The sequence below is a fragment of the Caballeronia sordidicola genome (assembly GCF_000729995.1).
In the GTDB taxonomy this organism is placed as follows: domain Bacteria; phylum Pseudomonadota; class Gammaproteobacteria; order Burkholderiales; family Burkholderiaceae; genus Caballeronia; species Caballeronia sordidicola_A.
Genome location: NZ_JNFG01000203.1, coordinates 41058 through 61281 on the forward strand (window position 1 = coordinate 41058; position 20224 = coordinate 61281).

General features: G+C 62.8%; 18 protein-coding genes. 5 read left to right on the forward strand and 13 right to left on the reverse strand.

Translation table 11 applies throughout. The features are described 5' to 3' along the window. Positions 1 to 85: 85 nt before the first annotated feature. The 13 genes from FH08_RS0142440 to flgB form a co-directional block, all read right to left on the reverse strand. Positions 86 to 1201 carry a Fic family protein gene (locus tag FH08_RS0142440; protein ID WP_031364182.1) on the reverse strand — a complete coding sequence of 372 codons (1116 nt, stop codon included), beginning with the start codon at positions 1199 to 1201 and terminating at the stop codon, positions 86 to 88. Between the two features lie 208 nt (positions 1202 to 1409). Next, positions 1410 to 2684, reverse strand: coding sequence for a flagellar hook-associated protein FlgL (gene flgL / locus FH08_RS0142445; protein WP_031364183.1), 1275 nt, complete (start codon positions 2682 to 2684; stop codon positions 1410 to 1412). 10 nt (positions 2685 to 2694) lie between these two features. Next, the gene (flgK, locus tag FH08_RS0142450; protein WP_031364184.1) at positions 2695 to 4647 is read right to left on the reverse strand and encodes a flagellar hook-associated protein FlgK; all 1953 of its coding nucleotides are present in this window, start codon (positions 4645 to 4647) and stop codon (positions 2695 to 2697) included. A 344-nt stretch (positions 4648 to 4991) separates the two neighbouring features. Then, on the reverse strand, positions 4992 to 5741 hold the full coding sequence (locus FH08_RS0142455) for a flagellar brake protein (protein WP_031364185.1): 750 nt from the start codon (positions 5739 to 5741) through the stop codon (positions 4992 to 4994). Between the two features lie 399 nt (positions 5742 to 6140). Continuing rightward, entirely contained in the window at positions 6141 to 7127 is a 987-nt protein-coding gene (gene flgJ / locus FH08_RS0142460; RefSeq protein ID WP_031364186.1) for a flagellar assembly peptidoglycan hydrolase FlgJ, read from the reverse strand. Positions 7128 to 7184: 57 nt separating this feature from the next. Then, the gene (locus FH08_RS0142465; protein WP_031364187.1) at positions 7185 to 8303 is read right to left on the reverse strand and encodes a flagellar basal body P-ring protein FlgI; all 1119 of its coding nucleotides are present in this window, start codon (positions 8301 to 8303) and stop codon (positions 7185 to 7187) included. A gap of 2 nt (positions 8304 to 8305) precedes the next feature. Then, the gene (locus tag FH08_RS0142470; protein WP_031364188.1) at positions 8306 to 8998 is read right to left on the reverse strand and encodes a flagellar basal body L-ring protein FlgH; all 693 of its coding nucleotides are present in this window, start codon (positions 8996 to 8998) and stop codon (positions 8306 to 8308) included. Between the two features lie 45 nt (positions 8999 to 9043). Beyond that, on the reverse strand, positions 9044 to 9832 hold the full coding sequence (flgG, locus tag FH08_RS0142475) for a flagellar basal-body rod protein FlgG (RefSeq protein ID WP_031364189.1): 789 nt from the start codon (positions 9830 to 9832) through the stop codon (positions 9044 to 9046). Between the two features lie 23 nt (positions 9833 to 9855). Next, complete coding sequence (gene flgF / locus FH08_RS0142480) at positions 9856 to 10608, reverse strand: flagellar basal-body rod protein FlgF (RefSeq protein ID WP_031364190.1); 753 nt, start codon at positions 10606 to 10608, stop codon at positions 9856 to 9858. 36 nt (positions 10609 to 10644) lie between these two features. Then, positions 10645 to 11907, reverse strand: coding sequence for a flagellar hook protein FlgE (gene flgE / locus FH08_RS0142485; RefSeq protein ID WP_031364191.1), 1263 nt, complete (start codon positions 11905 to 11907; stop codon positions 10645 to 10647). A gap of 42 nt (positions 11908 to 11949) precedes the next feature. Further along, positions 11950 to 12693 (reverse strand): flagellar hook assembly protein FlgD, encoded by a 744-nt coding sequence (locus FH08_RS0142490; RefSeq protein WP_031364192.1) that lies wholly within the window; start codon positions 12691 to 12693, stop codon positions 11950 to 11952. A gap of 10 nt (positions 12694 to 12703) precedes the next feature. Further along, positions 12704 to 13129, reverse strand: coding sequence for a flagellar basal body rod protein FlgC (gene flgC / locus FH08_RS0142495; protein ID WP_031364193.1), 426 nt, complete (start codon positions 13127 to 13129; stop codon positions 12704 to 12706). A 33-nt stretch (positions 13130 to 13162) separates the two neighbouring features. Then, complete coding sequence (gene flgB / locus FH08_RS0142500) at positions 13163 to 13654, reverse strand: flagellar basal body rod protein FlgB (protein ID WP_031364194.1); 492 nt, start codon at positions 13652 to 13654, stop codon at positions 13163 to 13165. A gap of 334 nt (positions 13655 to 13988) precedes the next feature. Between flgB and flgA the strand changes: the two genes are divergently transcribed. From flgA to flhA, 5 genes are all read left to right on the forward strand, one after another. Continuing rightward, complete coding sequence (gene flgA / locus FH08_RS0142505) at positions 13989 to 15509, forward strand: flagellar basal body P-ring formation chaperone FlgA (RefSeq protein WP_035568671.1); 1521 nt, start codon at positions 13989 to 13991, stop codon at positions 15507 to 15509. A gap of 190 nt (positions 15510 to 15699) precedes the next feature. Next, on the forward strand, positions 15700 to 16029 hold the full coding sequence (gene flgM / locus FH08_RS0142510) for a flagellar biosynthesis anti-sigma factor FlgM (RefSeq protein WP_031364196.1): 330 nt from the start codon (positions 15700 to 15702) through the stop codon (positions 16027 to 16029). A 160-nt stretch (positions 16030 to 16189) separates the two neighbouring features. Continuing rightward, the gene (locus tag FH08_RS0142515) at positions 16190 to 16633 is read left to right on the forward strand and encodes a flagella synthesis protein FlgN (protein ID WP_031364197.1); all 444 of its coding nucleotides are present in this window, start codon (positions 16190 to 16192) and stop codon (positions 16631 to 16633) included. A 245-nt stretch (positions 16634 to 16878) separates the two neighbouring features. After that, entirely contained in the window at positions 16879 to 18117 is a 1239-nt protein-coding gene (gene flhB, locus FH08_RS0142520) for a flagellar biosynthesis protein FlhB (RefSeq protein WP_031364198.1), read from the forward strand. Continuing rightward, positions 18114 to 20216, forward strand: a complete 2103-nt coding sequence (gene flhA / locus FH08_RS0142525) for a flagellar biosynthesis protein FlhA (RefSeq protein ID WP_031364199.1) — start codon at positions 18114 to 18116, stop codon at positions 20214 to 20216. Before flhB ends, flhA begins: the two co-directional genes overlap by 4 nt. Positions 20217 to 20224 lie beyond the last annotated feature (8 nt).

A 20224-nucleotide genomic window follows, 5' to 3' on the forward strand; every position in this document is an offset into this window, starting at 1 on the left:
GATGATCTACGGGTTGTGGCGGAATGGTCGCGGCGTGCATTCAGATTCGGCCTTCGGTCGCGGACGAAGACACGGGTGCAGGCGGTCAATCAACCAGCTCGTACGCCGTGCTGCGCCCGCCCGACATCGATCTCCGCAGCACCCCCAACGTCATCAGTTCGCCAATGTCACGCAATGCGGTATCCGGCGAACACTTCGCGATGGCTGCCCACTTGCTGCTGGTCAGCTTGCCTTCGAAACCATCTAGCAGCCGGTTCAGCAGCTTGATCTGCCGCTCGTTGAATGGAGCCCCGGCCCAGCGCTGCCAGAGACGCGCCTTGACCAGCACCGCGTCCACCGTGTGCTGTGCGTTATCCACGGCGCGGTGCAACGCGTCCAGGAACCACGTCAGCCACGCGGTGACATCGAGGGACCCGTGCTGGGTTTGCTCGAGGATGTCGTAATAAGCGCTGCGCTCCGACTGGATCTGCGCCGACAAACTGTAGAAGCGCTGCGGGCTGCCGTCGGCACGGGCGAGCAGCAAGTCGCCTATTGCCCGGGCGATCCGGCCGTTGCCGTCATCGAAAGGATGCAGCGTGACAAACCACAGGTGCGCCAACCCGGCCTTGATCGCCGGCGCCACGTCAGAGTCGCGATTGAACCAGTCGAGAAAACGCGTGGTCTCGACGTTGAGGCGAGCGGCCGGCGGCGCCTCGAAATGAACCCGCTGACGGCCGATAGGACCGGAGACCACTTGCATGGCGCCGTTTTCGTCGTTGCGCCATGCGCCGACCTGGATCCGCAACATGCCGCTGAAGCCGGTTGGAAACAAGGCCGCGTGCCACCCAAACAAGCGCTCCCGGGTCAGCGGGGCGTCGCAGCGTGCGGTAGCGTCGAGCACCATTTCAACCACGCCCTCCACATGCCGGTCGACCGGTGCAAGTGCGCCGATATCCACCCCAAGCCGGCGCGCGATAGACGATCGGACCGAATCCGCATTCAGCCTTTCCCCTTCGATCTCGCTGGTCTTGAGCACGTCCTCGGTGAGCGCGGCCAGACTTGCCTGATTGCGCAGGGTCAAACCGACATCGGCGAGCCGTCCGAGCAGCAAACCCTGGGCGCGACTGACCGCGGCCAGCGGCGCGGCGATCAGCGACAGATCGTAGCGCCAGGCCGGCCAATCAGGATCTTCCCAGATATAAGTCCATTCTCCGCGTTTCATGCGGTGATTATGAGGTGCAATCACCGCAAACGGTGATTTATTCTCCGCATCAAATGCGGAGAATAGACCCGCTATTCTCCGCACGCCTTTTGCAGAAAGGGTTCCAGCGCGCCGGCATGACCCAATAAAAAGGGCCGCCCTTCAAACAGGCGGCCCAAAACACATCCTACAACCCACATCAATTCCTTCCCTACACGCCCCCCGGCGTTTAGCTGCTCAAGTAGTTGAACAACGACATCTTCTGGATCTGCGCAAAAGCCTGCTGTGCGGCCTGCAGCGAATTCTGCGTCATCTCGTACTGGCTGATCGCACTGGGCAGATTGACGCTTACCAGGTCCGACAGATTGTTGGCGGTCTGCGTCGCGGTCGTCTGCATCGCGGTCTGCGTCGCCGTGACTTCCTGCTCGCGGCCACCCACCGCCGTCTGTGTCGTCAGCACGTTGTTGTACGTGTTGCTGATTTTCGAGCCTGCCGTGGTCAGCGCGTTTTGTAACGTCGCCTGCGCGGCCGGCGTATCGGCAGGCTGTTTCAACGCATTGACCAACGAATCGAGCGTCGTGAAGATGTCCGTATCGCTGACGTTGCCAGTGTTCGCCGGCGCCACGGTGAACGTATCGCCCGATGCCGGCGTGCCGGAAATAGCGACGGTCTGCGAACCCACCGTGATGTTGCCGCCGGCCGTATAAGGCGTCGGCGTGGTCGGCGCGGTTGTGGTGGGCGGCGTCGTCGACGGATCCGTGGACGTGATCGAGTACGAACTGACGCTCGTGGGCGGCGTGCCGCTGGTCGTGGTCCCGAACGTGATGGTGTATATCAGCGAGTTGGCGGGGTCGCTGCTGTTGCTCACGCTGACCGGACTGATCGTGCCCGAACCTGTGTTGGCGGCCGATCCCGACGAAACTGGCGAACTTTCGTTCGACGAAACGCTTTGGAATATCGCCGAGCCTGCGTCGGCTACGTTGATCGTGCGGGTGTCGGAAATCTGCACCTGCCGTTGGCCGGGACCGCCGTCGTAGGTCGCACCAACGCCGGAGGCGTTGTCGCTGAATGGCTTCGAGCCGCCCTGGAAACCGGCAAAGATGTAGTTGCCGTTGGAGTCGGTGGTGTTGGCAAGTGTCGTCAGCGTGCTGCGATAACCCTGGAGCTGGGTCGCAAGCGCGCTGCGGTCGGTGTCGTTGAGCGTGCCGTTGCCGGCGTTCACGACCAGCGACTGGATGCTTTGCATCACGTTCGTCACGCTGGTGAGCGTGGAGTCTTCCTGCTGCAGCGAGGTCAGCGCGGACGACTGGTTGGTCGAGTATTGTGCGAGGTTGGCCGCCTGCGCAGTCAGCGCCACGGCCTGCGCGGCGCCGAGCGGATTGTCTGCCGCGGTCTGCAAGGCCTTCCCCGATGAGATCTGCGCGTACATGTTGGCGAGCGATGCCTGCTGATTGTCCATCGTCTCGACATTCATCGTGAAGTACTGGGAGCTGGAAATGCGCATCGTGAAAGCCTCAGTTGAAAATGCCGAGCAGCGTCGTGAACAGCGTGGAAGCGGTCTGGATGACCTTGCTGTTGGCCTGGTACAACTGCTGGTACTGGATCAGGTTCGCGGCCTCTTCATTCAGGTTCACGCCCGACACAGACTGCTGCGCCGTCGTCGCCTGCGTAAGCACCGCGGTCGCCGACGTACTCGAACTCTGCAGATTGTTGGTCTCGTTGCCGATCTGGTTGACGAAGTTCGCGTACGCACTCGTCAATGAGTCCGTGCCGCCGTTCAGCGACTTCGCCGTCCCGAGATTCGCCATCGCGAGCGCGTTGCTGCCGTCGCTGCTGCCGCCCGTGTTCGCGCTGATGGTGAAGGTGTCTCCGTTTGCCGGCGTGCCGCTGATCGTCGCGCTGACGTCCGTGCCGTTCGATACGGTGAGGCCCTGCGCGGGGTTGTAGGCGAACGCCGTGCCTGCCGGAACGATCGTGCCGCTCGGCAGCGTGACGGGTAAATTCGACGTGAATTGCTGGGCGGTCGAGTTGTACGTCAGCGTCATGGTGGCCGGGATCGAATAACCGGTGGTGGCCGTCGCCGCCGAGATGTTCGCGGTGCCGGCGTTGCTCGCTCCCGCCGATGCCACCGCCGGGGATGCTGCCGCAATCGCGGTCGGATTCGTGGTCACCAGCGAGAAGGCGGAGAGCGCGCCGCTCGTTGGCTGGATCGTGAACGAATCGCCGGACTGCATGGTGCCGCTCGTCAGCGAAATATTCAGGCCCGCAATCGTGCCGGCGACCGCGCCGGTCGTCGGGTTAGCCGTGAGAGTGCCGAGCGCCGCGCCGGTTTCCTGGTCGGTCAGCGTGTAGGTCGCGCCGTTGCGGGACAGCGTGTAGGTGCTGCTGGGCGGCTGGGTCAGATTCGCAATCGATACGCTCAGCTGAGCATTGCCCGTATTGCGCGAATTCGCATAAATGGTCGGGCTGCCGGTCGAGAACAGCGCGGTGCCGGGATTGCCGTTGAGGTCCACGCCCAGCGAGTTTTGCTGGTTCAGCTGCGCGGCGAAACTGGTCGCGAGCGAGCCAAGCTGGGCCTGCGCGGGATCTAGCGACTGGCTGCGGAACGCGAGCAATCCGCCCACCGTACCGCCGCCGAAAGTAGAGTCCGGCAGATATTGCGTTTGCGCGGGCGTCTGCGGCGAGCCGTCAGGCGATGCATACGCAATCGACAACTCGCTCGGGTCCGACGTCGACGTCACCGCCTGCAGTGCATACGACGTAGTACCGGAGACCAGCGGCTGGCCCGTGCCGATCGACACGTTGTACGCGCCGTTGACGGTGGTGACCTGCACGTTCGTCAACTGGCTCAGGTTCGATACCGCCGTATCCCGTGCATCGAGTAACTGGTTCGGCGGCTGCCCTTGCGCGCTCGCGGCGGCAATCTGGCCGTTCAGCGTGGCGATCTGGGTGGTGTAGCTGTTGATCTGCGTGACTGCGTTGGTGAGCGACTGGTTCACGCCGGAGCGGAGCTGGTTGTAGTTCGCAGCCGCGGCGTTCATCTGGTTGGCGAGCGATTGCCCGCTGCTCATCAGCGACTGGCGTGTCGACGTCGTGGCGGGGCTGTTCGCCACCGACTGCAAGCTCGTGAAATAGCTCGTCATGCCGGCGCCAATACCCGTGGTCGGATCGCCCACGAGGTTGTTCAGCTGCGACAACATCGAGTAGTAGGTGTTCAGCGAACTGCTGTTGGACTGCGCGGCATTGAGCTGCGTGGTCAGGAACGAGCTGTATGAACGCGCGACGGTCGCCGTCGTGACGCCGGACCCCAGATAACCCGACGTCGTGTATTGGCCCGACGCCTCCTGGTACACCGGTTTCTCCTGGGTGTAGCCCGGGGTCGCGGCGTTGCTGATGTTCTGTCCGGTGGTCGTCAAACCCCATTGGGCTGCATTGAGACCACTGACGCCGATATCGAATAGGGACATGCAAGGAATCCTGGTAAAGGCACGATGCCCGGGACATGTAGCCGAGACATGTAGCCGGGCCGCCACTGTTTGACGACAACTGGTGTATATCGGCCAATTGCAGAAAAAGTTGAATCCCGGCGCGGTGAATCGGAGCGCGCGCGGCGTGAGCGCCGTGAGCGCCGTCCAGCTCCCGCTCCGATGAAAACCGCACGCGCACTGCGCCATGACGGATTATTCACCGGCATTGATCGGAGCAATCGGTGAAGCAGCGGGGGGATTGGGCGTCAGTTCGCCGAATGGAAGGGGCGTTACGGGGAAAGCAGTTGGGAGCAGCGAGCGCGGGGCTCGCTGCCGTATTCCAGTTACCGCGCCAGCGAACGGCGCTTCATTTCGAGTTGCGTAATCAGGCGCTGCAGCGTGTTTTCGGCTGACCCGGGCAAGCTCATGAACTTGAAGCCCAGCGTATAGCGCAGATCGCCGCGTGTATTCACTGTGTGCCGGTTCGACATCAGTTGCAAATCGAGCACCACCTTGCCCGGGTTGCTGAAGTGCAGTTCCACGGAGCGCAGGATCACGCCAACTTCCATCGATGCAACCCTTTCGTCCATGGTCCGAAGCGCAACGCCGCCGAGTGAGAGGTCGTTCACCTCAAAGCGAAAACGCTCGCCGTTCGGCAGTTCGCCGCTGCAAATGTACGGATCGAGCACGGGCGCTTCCACGCGGAAATACTCGCGCCGCTGCATATAGAACAGCACCGGCGGGAAATCCGCTTCGAATGCCGGGTGGCCTTCGAACATGACTTCGCGCGGCGTGCCCGTGGCGAATTCGACGCGGATTCCGTCGGGACTCGCGTGGAACATCAGGTTTTCCGTGCGCAGCATCGCCTGGTTCTGCTCGGGAATGCCACCCCAATCGAAGATGAACGTGTGCGCCGACGGATTCACGTCGAGCAGGCGCGTAACAATCTGCCCCGTGCTGTGATCGACGGTCAGGAAGTCGGCTCGATTAACGAGGTTGCGTAGGGAGACGCCGATTTCCAGCGGATTGCGCCGGCCGAAATCGTGCGTGTCGGACTCGTCGTCCGGGATGTCGGAACCGTTTGGCGGATTCATGTTCATGGAGCTTGCCGTGTTCGTTTGCTCGCTGGCGTCCCGGTCCACGGGACGGTTCGAGCGTCTAACCGGACCCAGCGGATCCGGTACTTCGATGTTTCATTTAGCGGCAACCGGGATTGAATATTTAGGGTTGGCTGTAAAAAAACTTTCCTAATTTTGTCACCGGCGGCCGAAAACGGTCGCAAAACGCGCAAATCGAAACGAACCAGCACATTCTCTCCATTTCGATGCGTCCCGGCCAGCTGCTACCGGGCGCACCATGCGCCCGTTCCTCGCCGTCAGCCTGCATCGTCTTTTTTATTGCGACATTGGCCCCGTCGCTTGTCACACATTACTCGTAATACGTTTTGTCTACCTATATTAGATGCAGCAAAAGGTGCGCCAGTGCGCACTCGATCAGGCAATGTGCCGCATGATCGAAATCAACTTTTTAGCGTATTGCGGGTCGGTTGCGTAGCCCGCTTTCTGCATTCCGTGCGCAAAACCGGCGGCATCGCGCGAGGCTTCCACGACCGGCGCGTAGCGGGGATTGCTCTTGAGCACGCTGGCGTAATCGGTGAGTGCGTCTTCGTACGAGTCGTAGGAGCGGAATTTCTCCACCACCTTTTGCGATTTACCGTTCACGAATTCCGTGGTCACCGCGCTGGTGGTCTTGCCGGTCCAGTCGCTGGTCGCCTTGATGCCGAACACGTTGTGACTTGAGCTGCCGTCGGTGTTCTTTATCTCGCGCTTGCCCCAGCCGGACTCGAGCGCCGCCTGACCGATGATAAACCGCGCCGGAATCCCGGTCGCCGAGCTCGCGGCCTGCGCCGGCGCGGCGAGACGGTCAACGAACGCCGCCACCTTGTCCGATCCCACACCGCGCGCGGGCGGCGTCAGCGCGCTGTCGGCGCTATAACCGTTGCCGGCGAGCGATGCCTTCGAGGATGCAGTCGATGACCCCGCCGCGTTGGCATACGCCTTCGCCATCGCGTTCATGGCGGCCATGTTGCCGGCGTTCGCGCTGCTGTCGCCGCCGGCGCTCGCGCCCGAGCTGTCCGCCCCTGCCGCAGACCCGGCCCCGGCGTTGCGCATGAGTTGCTTAAGCATCATGTCGGCGACGCCAATGCCCTTCGCGCCTATGTTCTGCGAAAGCTGCTGGTCGAGCATTGAGGTGAAGGTCTTGCTGTCGTTCGAATCGAAGGGACTGTCCGACGGCGTGGCGTCCCGCATGCTCTTGAGCATCATCTGCGTGAAAACGGCGTCGAATTGCTTGGCCGCCGCCTTCAACCCCTGCTGCGGGTTCGCGTTGGCCTGGGCGCGCATGGCGTCGAAGCCCTGTACGTCGAGCGCAAACTTGTTCGACAACGAATTCAGGCCGCTGCTCGAGTCTGTTGTGTTCATTGATGCGAGCGCGTTGCTTGTCGTACCGGTCCCGTTCGCGTTCATGACCTGTCGCCTTTAAATAATTTCAAGATCGGCGCGCAACGCACCCGCCGCTTTCATCGATTGCAAAATCGAGATCAAATCCGCCGGCGTCGCCCCGAGGGCATTCAACGCCTTGACCACGTCCGCGAGCGTCGCGCTTGCCGCAACCGACTTGAGCGCGCCCGTGTCCTGCTTCAACTGGATATTCGATTGTTTCGCAGCCACGGTTTGGCCGTTGGAGAACGCGCCCGGCTGGCTCACGGCGGTCGTCGTGTTGATCACCACGGACAAATTGCCGTGTGCGACCGCGCAGTTCTGCAGCGTGACCATCTGGTTCATCACAATAGAACCGGTGCGCGCATTGACGATAATCTTCGCTGCGCCCTGTGCCGGCCTGACATCGATATTCTCCAGGTCCGCCATGAACGACACCACTTGCGATGGGTCGGTCGGGGCGCGTAACTGGATCGTGCGGCCGTCGAGCGCGATCGCCGTCCCCATGCCGAACTGGTTGTTCACCGACGCCACGATCTTCTGCGTGGTGTCGAAGTCGAGCGTGTTCAGTTCCATCGTCATCACGCCGCCGGCTTGCGTCACCGCAGCGGGCACAGCCCGTTCGACCAGCGCGCCGCCCGGAATGCGGCCGACCGCGAGCTGGTTGACCTGGACCTTGCTGCCGTTGGCGCTGGCGCCCGCACCGCCGACCGCGAGATTGCCCTGCGCCATGGCGTAGACCTGGCCGTCGGCGCCTTTGAGCGGCGCCATCAGCAGCGTGCCGCCGCGCAGGCTCTTGGCATTGCCGAGCGACGACACGGTTACGTCAATCGCTTCGCCCGGCCGCGAGAACGGCGGCAGCACGGCCGTCACCATCACGGCAGCGACGTTCTTCAACTGCATGTTCTGGGTGGTCGCGGCATTCAGCGTAATGCCGAGGTTGCCGAGCATGTTCACCAGGCTCTGCGTGGTGAACGGTGTCTGCGTGGTCTGGTCGCCGGTGCCGTCGAGCCCGACCACGAGGCCATAGCCGATCAGCGGATTGTCACGCACGCCCTGGAACGAAACCAGGTCCTTGAGGCGTTCCGCCTGAGCGGCCTGGGGAAGTGCGGCAGCGAGCGCCAGCGCGATGAAAACGAAGCGAAGAAAGAGTTTCATGATCAGAAGGGCGCCACGTTGAGGAAGAAGCGCTGGAGCCAGCCCATCTGCTGCGATTCATCGATATACCCCTTCGCCGAATACTCGATCTTCGCGTCCGCCACCTGGGTGGAAAAGACCGTGTTGGTACCGGAGATGGTCGTCGGATTGACGACGCCGGAGAAGCGTACGAATTCGTTGCCCTGGTTGATGAGCATCTGCTTCTCGCCGCTCACTTCCAGGTTGCCGTTAGGCAGGACACCGGTGACGGTAACCGTCAGCGTGCCGTTGAAGGTATTGGCCGCGCTCGCTCCGCCCGCGCCGTTGAAGCCGTTTGAACCGCTGGCGCTCAGGTTGGTGTTATGGAACAGGCCGCCGAAGATACCCGGCGTGACCGGCACGGCGAACGCTTCGCTGGCGTTGCGCGCCGCCGCGGCCGCCGACGACTTCGTCGCGTTGACGTTTTCCGCGATCACGATGGTGATGATGTCGCCGGTATTGCGCGGGCGCTGGTCCTCGAACAGCGGCCGTCCCGCGTAGCCTGCGTTGTAGATCGCGCCGGGCGATGCCGAATTGAGCGGCGCCGCCGGCGGCCGGGCGGTCATCGGCTGTTGCGTGATCGGCTCTTTGGGCACGAGCGCGCAGGCCGCCAGGGCGACCAGCGCCAGCACCGATGCACTGCGGAAACGCGAAACGCGTGAAAATTGTGATGACATCTTCGTGGTCCTTCGGAATGACGCTGCTGATGCGGTTGGTGCCGCTTAAACCTGCATCTGGCTCAGCGTCTGCAGCATCTGGTCCGACGTGGTCACGGCCTTGCTGTTGATTTCATAGGCGCGCTGGGTCTGGATCATGTTCACCAGTTCCTGGACCACGTTCACATTCGACGATTCCACATACCCCTGCTGCAACTGTCCCGCGCCGTTCAAACCCGGCGTCACGACGTTTGCCGTACCGGACGAAGCCGTTTCAGCAAACAGGTTTTCACCCTTCGCGTCGAGGCCGGCCGGGTTGACGAAGGTCGCGAGCTGCAACTGGCCGACGGTCGTGTTGGCCGAGCTGCCCTGCGCCGTGGTCGTGACCGTGCCGTCCGAGCCGATCGTCACGCTGGTCGCAGTCGTGGGGATCGTGATGGCCGGGGTGACCTGATAACCGCTCGACGTGACGAGCTGGCCTTGCGCGTTGGTCTGGAACGAGCCATCGCGGGTGTAAGCAGTCGTGCCGTCGGGCATCGTCACCTGGAAGAAGCCGTTGCCGTTGATGGCGACGTCCTTCGAGTTGCCGGTCTGCTGCAGGTTGCCCTGCGTGTAGAGCCGTTCGGTCGCGACCTGTTGCACGCCGGTGCCGATCTGGCTGCCCGACGCCAGTTCGGTCTGCTGCGTGGAGCTCGCGCCCGGCTGGCGGACGGTCTGGTACAGCAAGTCCTCGAACACCGCGCGCGAGCCCTTGAAGCCGTTCGTGCTGACGTTGGCGAGATTGTTCGAAATCACGTCCATCTGCGACTGCTGGGCGTTCATCCCGGTTGCGGCGATGTAAAGAGAGCGGTTCATGTTTTTTATCCTGGTACTGCGGATTAACTGAAGTCGAGCAGTTTGTTAGCCGACTGATCGTTCGAGTTGGCTGAATCGAGCAACTTGGTCTGCATCTGGAACTGGCGGGCGTTGGTGATCATGTCGACCATCGCGGACACCGCATTCACGTTGCTGCCTTCCAGCGACGCGGGCGCTACCGCCACCGTTGGATCGGCATCGGCGGGCTGGCTGTCGGCGGTGCGGAACAGGCCGTCGTCGCCGCGTGTCAGGGCCCCCGCTTCGGGATTGACAAGCTTCAACTGGTCGATCGTCGCAATCGATGTTGGCGGGTCGCCCGGCATCAGCGCGCTCACCGTCCCGTCCCTGCCGATGGTGACTGCCGCGCCCGGCGGAATCGACATGGGACCGCTGTTGCCGAGCACCGGCAAGTTGTTTGCCGTGACCAGCTGGCCGTTGGCATCCACATGCAGGTTGCCGGCACGCGTGTACGCCTCGCCGTCTTGCGTCTGCACGGAAAGCCAGCCCGGGCCCTGGACGGCGACATCGAGAGGATTGCCGGTCTGCTGGATCGGACCCGGCGTGTAATCGGCGCTCGGCGTGGACGACAGCACGAAGGTGCGCGTGGTCGCGTCGCCGGACGCGCCGTTTTCGAAGTTCATCGGCACCTGGCGAAACGCCGAAAGCTGCGCACGAAAGCCCGTCGTCGACGCATTGGCGAGGTTGTTCGCCGTGACGCTCTGCTGCTCGAGCGCCTGCGCGGCGCCGCTCATCGCGGTATAGATCAGACGGTCCATTTATGACTCTCTCGTGCCCGGCTTGGGTGGCGGCGCTTACAGGTTGATGAGCGTCTGGTCGACGGTTTGCTGCGTCTTGATCGTCTGCGCGTTCGCCTGGTAATTACGCTGCGCCGTGATCAGGTCCACCAGCGAACTGGTCAGGTCGACGTTCGAGTTTTCCACCGCGCCGCCTTGCAGCGAACCGTGGTTGGTCGAACCCGGCACCGACACCTGCGCGAGGCCGGATGCCGCGGTCTGCTGGTAGTTGTTGCCGCCAAGGTCCTGCAAGCCGTTATTGTTGGCGAAGGTCGCGAGCGCGATCTGACCAAGCGCCTGGGTCTTGCCGTTCGTGTACGTGCCCGTCAGCGTGCCGTCCGTGCCGACCGAAAAGCCCGCCAGTTCGCTCGACGAATAGCCGTCCTGGGTGCTGCTCACGAGGCCGGTCGTTGCGCCGTACTGGGTCGTGCCTGTGAAGGACATCGACATGGTTTGCAAGGCGGTGGGGGAGTTGGACGCACCATTCGGAATCGAAAAGGAGAACGGAGCGATGGCGGTGGCGGGCGGCGTCGGGATCATGTTGCCCGACTGGTCGAACGTGACCGTGCCGAGATCGCCGGTGGTGTCAGTCGCCGAACCCGTTGTGACAGGTGTGTTGGCCGTGCCGGTGGTCGCATACGCTTCCCACGAACCCGTCGACTGCTTCACGAAAAACACGTTCACCGCATGCGTGCCGCCGAGCGAGTCGTTGACGTTGATCTGACTGGTCGCGCTATAGGTGTTCGCGTTGTTAGGATCGAACGGTGTCTGGGTCGGCACAGCGGCCTGCGAGTTCAGGTTGAACGCAAAACTCACGTTCTGGGTCGCCGACGGCGGCAGGTTCGAGTTCGGCACGACCAGCGGCACGGTTGACGAGCTGTTGATCACACCCTGCGCATTGGCGGCATAACCCATCAGCGTCTGGCCGGCGGCGTTGACGATCGTACCGTTGGCCGCAAGGTTGAACACGCCGTTGCGCGAGTACACGTTGGCGCCGTTGGCCGACATCTGGAAGAAGCCATTGCCGTTGATCGCGACATCCAGCGCCTGGCTCGTCGTGGTGATAGTGCCCTGGCCGAACTGCTGCTGCACTTCCGACATCTGCGAGCCGATGCCGATCTGGTTGTTCACGGCGGTGGCGACCGAGTTCGCGTACATATCGGCGAATTGCGCCTGGCCTTGCTTGAAGCCGACGGTATTCGCGTTGGCAATGTTGTTGCCGATCACATCGAGATCGTTCGACGCGCCGGACAAACCAGATAAACCTTGTTGGTAACCCATGACGGTCTCCGCTTCTAGAAGAAAGAGCTAATGAATAAGGGCTTAGAGAATCGATGCGATGCTGGTCAACGGCACCGTCTTGCCGGTCGTCAGCATGACGCCCGTCGTTCCGTCGGCCTGCTGCACCACGCTCTGTACTTGCGAGGAGGACAGCGCGGTCGCGGTCGCGGCAGCGCCGTTGATTGTGCCCGCCGCCGTGATGGTGTACGTACCGTCCGGCAGCGTCGCGCCGGTCTTGTCCGTCGGCGTCCAGCCCGTGATCGGCACGGTGCCTGCAGCCTGCGGCCCGAGGTCGATCGTGTTCACCACCTGGCCGGCGCTGTTCGTCACGCTCACCGTCATGTCGCCGAGCGCGTTCGCCGTCTGCGCGCCGAAAGCGCTGGCCTTGCCGCCGCTCACGGTCATCGTGCTGCCAGGGGCAAGTACGGTCGCGCCGATCAGCGACGCAGCCTGCGCCGACTGCCCCGCCGACAATTGCGTCGCAAGCGAACTCAGCGAGGTGTTCAACTGGCCGATGCCCGACACCGTGCTGATCTGCGCGAGTTGCGAGGTCATCTGCGAGCTGTCGGTCGGGTTCGTCGGATCCTGGTTCTGGAGCTGCGTGACGAGCAGCGTCAGGAAGGTGTTCTGCAGGTCCGCCGGCGACTGCGTGCCGGTCGTGCTCGAGCTCGAGCTGGCCGATGAAGTACCCGACGTGCTCGATGTACCCGATGTACCGTTCATGGTGTTCAGCAGCGTCTGCGACATCGTCGCGCCGTTATTGCCGATCGTGGTGTTGGTTGTCACAGGATTGTCCTCAGGTTCCGATCGTCAGGGTCTTAAGCATCAGCTGCTTGGCGGTATTGAGCGTTTCCACATTCGCCTGATACGAACGAGACGCCGAAATCATGTTGACCATTTCCTGCACCGGATCGACGTTCGGCAAGGTCACGTAGCCGTCCGTGTTGGCTGCGGGATTGGTCGGGTCGTAGGTAGTCTTCATCGGCGTCGGGTCGTCAATCACGCCCGTCACCTGCACGCCGCCCACCTGCTGGCCGGACGCCGTGCGCGCGCCGCCGAGCGGATCGACGCCGAACACCACCTGCTTCGCCTTGTACGGCTGGCCGTCCGGGCCCGTCGTGCTGTCCGCGTTGGCCAGGTTCGAGGCGGTCACGTTCAGGCGCTGCGCCTGCGCGGACATCGCCGAACCGGCAACGTTGAAGATGTTCATCAAAGAGGGCATTGCTTCTCCTCGTTATCTTGTTCAGTTCGTGGTTCAGTTCGACGTGATCGCCGAGAGCATCGTCTTGATCTGCGACGACACCACGGTCATGCCGGCTTCGAAATGCAGCGCGTTGTCCGCGAACTGGACCCGCTCCGAATCCATGTCGACGGTATTTCCGTCCAGCGCCGGCTGGCTCGGAATCCGGTACGCGAGACGGCCGTAGTCGTCGGTGCTGCCGCCGCTGGCGGTCAGCGTCGTCGTGCCGGACATATGTCCCGCCGATGTCGTCGCGAGAGAAGCGCTGGTCGACACGCTCACCGGTTGCGCCATCTGCAGCGACGCGGTGCTTGACGCCGTGGTGTCCGCCGCCGTCCCGCTCTTTTTCAGCGCGCCGGCGAGGGCGCTGGAGAAATCGACGTCGCGCGCCTTGTAGCCCGGGGTATCGGCGTTCGCAATATTCGACGACAACAGTTCCTGCCGGTAGGCGCGCACATCCAGCGCTTCACGGCCGAACGCGAATTCCTTGTCGAGCTTGTCCAGCATGGCGGTCCTCCTTCAACTTCGGATCGGGTCTGCGATGTTTCGCGTGTCTTTGCAGCTTTCGCGGTTAATGACGCCGGGCGATGGAGCAAGTGCCCGGTTGTCATCGACCATTGGCTATCGAAGACTTTTGCATGAGACGAATCTTAGGAGCGAGACGCAAGATGCAATCAGACGAATAACAGGGAAAGCCGGCCTCTATTCGACGCTTGCCTTTGGCCGCCGAAATCTAGAATTCGTCTCGTGGGTCGATGTTTGAAGGAATTCACCGACTTTGGATGAGGGGTTTCTCGTTGTTGTTTTGCCGGATTCGCTGGATTTGTTTGGGAGAAACACAATGCACAGCTTCACTGCGCCTGCTCGCAAGCCGGCGGTTCATCGCCTGGCCGCGAACGGCCTGGTGAAGGCCCGCACGCGTCTGGCTCGCCGTGCTGCTCCGATCGGTCCGGTTGCGCTCTGCGTGCTCGCATTGGCTCTCATGACGGCCGGCGTGACAACGGCGCACGCGCAGGAAGCGGGCGGGGGCGTGCGCAGCGGCGGGGGCAGCGGCACGATCATGATTGCCGGTCCCGCCGAAACCAATCCAGCGGCCGTCCTGGCGATGGCGAAAGACGCCGGCATGACGGTGGACGGAAGCACGAACCAGCCAACAAGCGCGGCTCAGCCGGTGCGCACCTCGCGTCCCGCGGGTTACGCCGCAGCGGCCCACGCAGCCGATGCCGCCATGCGTGCCGCCGCGCTCGCACTCGATGCCCACGCCGACGCCGCCGACGCATCCTCTTCTTCCGCCGATACCAGCGGCCTGATCGTGATCCCGGGGCCGGGTGAAGCCAAGACGGCGAAGCCTGCCGCTGCGGCCCCCAGGCTGGCGATGTCGCCGAGCGGGACCACAGCATCGAACGATGCCCCCGATGCCGGCGGCATGATCGAGATCCCCGGTAATGGCGAGCCGAAAGCCCCTACTACTATTAGTAATGTTGGAAAAACGGCCGCCGATGCCCTTCCCCGCATCACCACATCCTCACGTGACGTGATGCCCGTGGTCGTCGCGACGGACGGCAGCGCGTCGCTCCAGGGCAACCCGCGTGTTGCCTCGCGAGGCTTCCAGGTGAGACCGATCGCGGCGGCGCCCGCCACGCCGGTCGCCGGCATGATGCCCGTTTCAATGCGCACTCCGGCGCCCATTCGCGCCCCGCTCCAACCTTCACCTGCCATGGCCGGCGCGCCGAACCAGCTGACGCAGGACGGCGACTCGGTGCGAGCCGCAGCGCTCGTCTTCCTGACACAGCAGGCAGCAGGTTTACCCGGCAAGGCCGACATCACCGTCACGCCCGTCTTCCCTCGCGGCCTCGCGGCCTGTTCGACGCTCGAGCCGTTCTTGCCGGCGGGTTCGCGGATCTGGGGCCGCACCACCGTCGGCGTGCGTTGCTCCGGTGAACGGCCGTGGACGCTTTATCTGCAAGCGCGCGTCGCGGTGATGGCCACGTATTACACCGCCGCCCGCGCCGTTGCGCCCGGCGAAGTGCTCACCGCCGCCGACCTGATTCCCCGCGACGGCGACCTCACGGCCATGCCGCAGGCTATCGTCACGGACCCGTCACAAGCCGTCGGCGCAGTCACGCTGTCGCGGCTGGCACCGGGCCTGCCGCTGCGCACCGACATGCTGCGCGGCGCCGGCGCCGTCGTGATCGGCCAGAGCGTACATGTGGTGACCAGCGGTGCAGGTTTTTCGATATCGGCGGAAGGCAGCGCCATGAATAACGCTGCGCCCGGTCAGCAGGTCCGCGTCAAAACGGCTGGGGGACAGATCATCTCCGGCGTCGTCAAGGACGGCTCGACAGTGGAAATCCAGCTTTGAAGAAGGGTCCGGAATGGCCCTATGTGGGTTATCCCTCACTTGTTTCAATTTGTTGCAATTCCTTATCGGGCTTATCCGACAAGGCTGAGCGGGAGATAGCACTGACTGGCGCGTGGTCCGGGCGGCGGGAAGGTTAAAGTTTTGACGTGCGTCCGCCGATAAAGGAATCACATCGTCAGGGAAGACCATCGTGAAAATCGATTCCAGCAACACCAGCCAGATCGCAGCTTTGCAGGAAGCTGCACAACAACGTGCGGCGCAAGCCGACGCGCAACCGACCAGCACAACGGGCGGCACGACCAGCAGCACCGGCGGTTCGAATTCGACGGTGAGCTTGTCGGCGTTGTCGACGGATTTGCGCACGTCGGGTTCGGCCGACATCGATACGGCGAAAGTCGCGTCGATCAAGGCAGCGCTGAACGACGGCAGCTACAAGGTCGACTCGGGCAAGATCGCCGACGGCATGCTGAGCAGCGCACGTGAACTGATTCAAACGAATACCCCGCCGGCCGGCGGCTGAGCATAGCGGCCATGTGTTGCAGGCGACGCCCAAAGCGAGCCCGCTGCACAGGGACACTAGGTTTCAGATAGACGCATCGTTTCCACGATGCAGCGCCGGGCGGCTTTTTTTGACCTTGGCACCGCCATGAAAGCGGGCCGGAGTTTTTAGCGAGTCGCCCATGAAAGACGCCCTGCTTGCCACTGTTATCGACGAAACCGCTGCCGTCCAGGCGTTCGAGTCGCTGCTGGTCCACGAAGAGAAAGCGCTGATTGCGGCCTCGCCGCTCGATACGCTGCCTTCGATCATCGAACGAAAAACTGCGTTGACCGAGCAGCTTGCCGCACTGGAACGCCAACGCGACGAGCAACTTGACGCGCTCGGGCTGCCGAAGGGTTTTGTCGGCATGGAGCAAGCCGTGACCGGCGACGAAGCGCTGGCCTCGCACTGGCAGAAGTTGCTCGCGGCGGCGGGACGTGCACGGCGCGGCAACAACAGCATCGGCGTGCTGATCCGTTCGCGCATGGAATACAACCGCAATGCGCTTGCCGCGTTGACCATGGCGCCGCCCAAGTCGTCGTTCTACGGTCCCGATGGGCGTGTGCCCGGGATCTACGGGGTTTAACCGTTCTGCCTGACTGATACAACACAACGCGCGCTGGTTTCCTTTTGGGATCGGCGCGTTTTTCATTTCGCCTGGCCGCCCGTGCCCGGCCGTCTTTGTTCCGCGCCTGTTCCATCGCCCGAATTACCCCCGTTTCTCCGCCCTGATCAAGCGATGGCCGCTTGCTGCTTTTCGCAATAATCGCTCCACTGGATCAATGCGTCAGCGGCTTCTTCGAAGCCCGCGCAAGACTGGAGCACAGCGAAGTGGCAGAAGAGAGCGACGTCGAAAAGACCGAATCAGCCACTCCCAAGCGCCTCGAAAAGGCGCGGGAGGAAGGTCAGGTCGTGCGCTCGCGGGAACTGACGTCGTTCGCGTTGCTGGCGGCGGGATTCGCCGGCGTCTGGGGATTCTCCGGTTCCGTCAGCCAGCACATGCAGGCCATCTTGCGCGGCGCGTTCACGTTCAATCACAACACCGTCCTCGATACCAACCAGATGCTGATTGGCGCCTCCTCCGCCGGCAAGGAAGGCTTCATGGCCTTGTGGCCGGTGCTCGCCCTGACAGGTCTGGCCGCGGTCGGCGCACCCATGGCGCTTGGCGGCTGGCTGCTCAGCACCCAGGTCATGGTGCCGAAGTTCAGCCGCCTGAACCCCATCAGCGGGCTCGGCAAGATCTTCTCGATCCAAGGGCCGATTGCGCTCGGCATGTCGATCCTGAAGACCCTGGTGGTCGGCGGACTGGCCGGCTGGGCGATGTGGAGCCGCAAGGACGAAGTGCTAAGCCTCGTCACGAAACCGCTGAGCCTCGCACTCGCCGACACCATGCATCTGCTCGTCGTGTGCTGCGGCATGGCGATAGCGGGACTGTTCCTGGTCGCCGCCGTCGATGTCCCCTACCAGCTCTGGACGCACGCGAAGAAGCTGCGCATGAGCAAGGAGGAAGTGAAGCGCGAGCATCGTGAAAGCGATGGCGATCCCGCGGTCAAGGCCCGTATTCGCGCGCAGCAACGCGCCGCTGCCCGTCGCCGGATGATGACCGCGGTGCCAACCGCCGACGTGATCGTCACCAACCCGACCCACTTCGCCGTCGCGCTGAAATACGCCGATGGCGAAATGCGCGCGCCGAAGGTCGTCGCGAAGGGCGTGAACCTGGTGGCCGCGCGTATCCGCGAAATGGCGCTCGAACATAACGTGCCGCTGCTCGAAGCACCGCCGCTTGCTCGCGCGCTGTATCACAACGTCGAGATCGACCGCGAGATTCCGGGCGCACTGTACGGCGCCGTCGCGCAGGTGCTGGCGTGGGTGTACCAGTTGCGCAAATTCAAGAAAGACGGCGGCAGCCGGCCGGACGAACCCGAAAACCTCGAGGTTCCTCCCGAACTCGATAAAGGCAGCGTCCCCGAATCAGAAGCCGACCAGGAAGCCGCGGAAGCGCTGGCTGCCAACGATGCGGGCTCAGCCGGTAATGACGGAACAGATCCAATGAAAGGAAGCAAAGCATGAACGCGCGCGCCGGATTTTTCTCGAAGCGCCCTGACGCATTGGGATCGCAGAACTTGCGAGCCCTCGCCGGGCCGGTGCTGATCTGCATGATCCTCGGCATGATGATCTTGCCGCTACCGGCCTTTTTGCTGGACTTGCTGTTCACGTTCAACATCGCGCTGTCCGTGATGGTGCTGCTGGTCAGCATGTACACGCAGAAGCCGCTCGACTTCGCCGCGTTCCCCAGCGTGCTGCTGTTCTCCACGCTGCTGCGTTTGTCGCTGAACGTAGCGTCCACGCGGATCGTCCTGCTCGAAGGCCATACCGGCCCCGACGCCGCCGGCCAGGTGATCGAATCGTTCGGCCACTTCCTGGTGGGCGGGAATTTCGCGGTCGGCATTGTGGTGTTCGTGATCCTCATGATCATCAACTTCATGGTGATTACGAAGGGCGCGGGGCGGATTGCCGAAGTGGGCGCGCGCTTCACCCTCGACGCCATGCCGGGCAAGCAGATGGCTATCGATGCCGACTTGAACGCCGGCCTCATCAACGAAGACCAGGCGCGCAAGCGCCGCTTGCAGGTCGCGCAGGAAGCCGAGTTCTACGGCTCCATGGACGGCGCCAGCAAGTTCGTACGCGGCGATGCCATCGCGGGCTTGATGATCATGATCATCAACATCGTGGGCGGCTTGATTGTCGGGATGCTCCAGCACGACATGGACTTCGCGCACGCGGCCACGAATTACACGCTGCTGACCATTGGCGATGGCCTCGTCGCACAAATCCCCTCGCTGATCATTTCGACGGCGGCCGGTGTGATCGTGTCGCGGGTGGCGACCGAAGAGGATATCGGCACGCAGTTGACGGGGCAGCTTTTCAACAACCCGCGCGTGTTGATGATTACCGGCGTGATCATCGGCATCATGGGGTTGATTCCCGGCATGCCGCACTTCGCGTTCTTGCTGCTGGGCGGCGGTCTGGTGTACGCCGCACGTTCGATGAACCAGCGCATCGCAGCGAAGAAGAAAGCGTCCCTGGTCACGGATGTTGTGCCTGCCGCCGCTGCACCGCTCGAAAATACCGAAGCGAGCTGGGACGACGTCGCGATGATCGATCCGCTCGGGCTCGAAGTGGGGTATCGGCTGATACCGCTAGTCGACCGGAACGCGGACGGCGAGCTGTTAAAACGGATCAAGGGTATTCGCAAGAAATTCGCGCAGGAAATCGGCTTCCTGCCGCCTGTGATTCATATTCGCGACAACCTGGAGTTGCGTCCGAATGGTTATCGGATTGCGCTGAAGGGCGTGGAAGTGGGCGTAGGCGAAGCATTCCCAGGCCAATGGCTCGCGATCAACCCAGGGCAGGTTTCCGCAACGTTGCCGGGGAATCCAACACAGGATCCGGCGTTTGGTTTGCCAGCGGTGTGGATCGATACAAACTTGCGTGAACAGGCGCAGGTCTACGGCTACACCGTGGTCGATGCCAGCACGGTCGTGGCAACTCACCTGAATCATCTGGTCGTGACGCACGCTGCCGAATTGCTGGGTCGTGTGGAAGTGCAGGCGTTGCTGGAGCGCATTGGCAAGGACACGCCTTCGTTGACCGACGACCTGGTGCCGAAGACGCTGGCGTTGACCACCTTGCAGAAGGTGCTGCAAAACTTGCTGGAAGAAGGCGTTCCTATCCGCGACATGCGCACGATCCTGGACGCCTTGCAGGAACATGCACCGAAGATATCCGATGCATACGACCTGACCGCGGCGGTGCGTCTTGCGCTGGGCCGCGCGATCACGCAGCAGTGGTATCCGGGCAGCGGCGAGTTGCAGGTGATGGGACTGGACCCGAATCTGGAGCGCGTGTTGTCGCAGGCATTGCAGACAGGCGCGAATCCCGGACTGGAGCCAGGCTTGGCGCAGACGTTGTTGACCTCGACGCAGAATGCGATTCTGCGTCAGCAGAACATGGGATTGCCGCCTGTGCTTCTGGTGCAGCATTCGCTGCGCGCCATGCTTGCTCGTTTCCTGCGAAGAAGCTTGCCGCAGTTGAAGGTGCTGTCGTATGCGGAAGTGCCGGATACGCGGAACGTCAAAGTGACGAATCTGATCGGGTCGCAGGGATAAAAACTGCC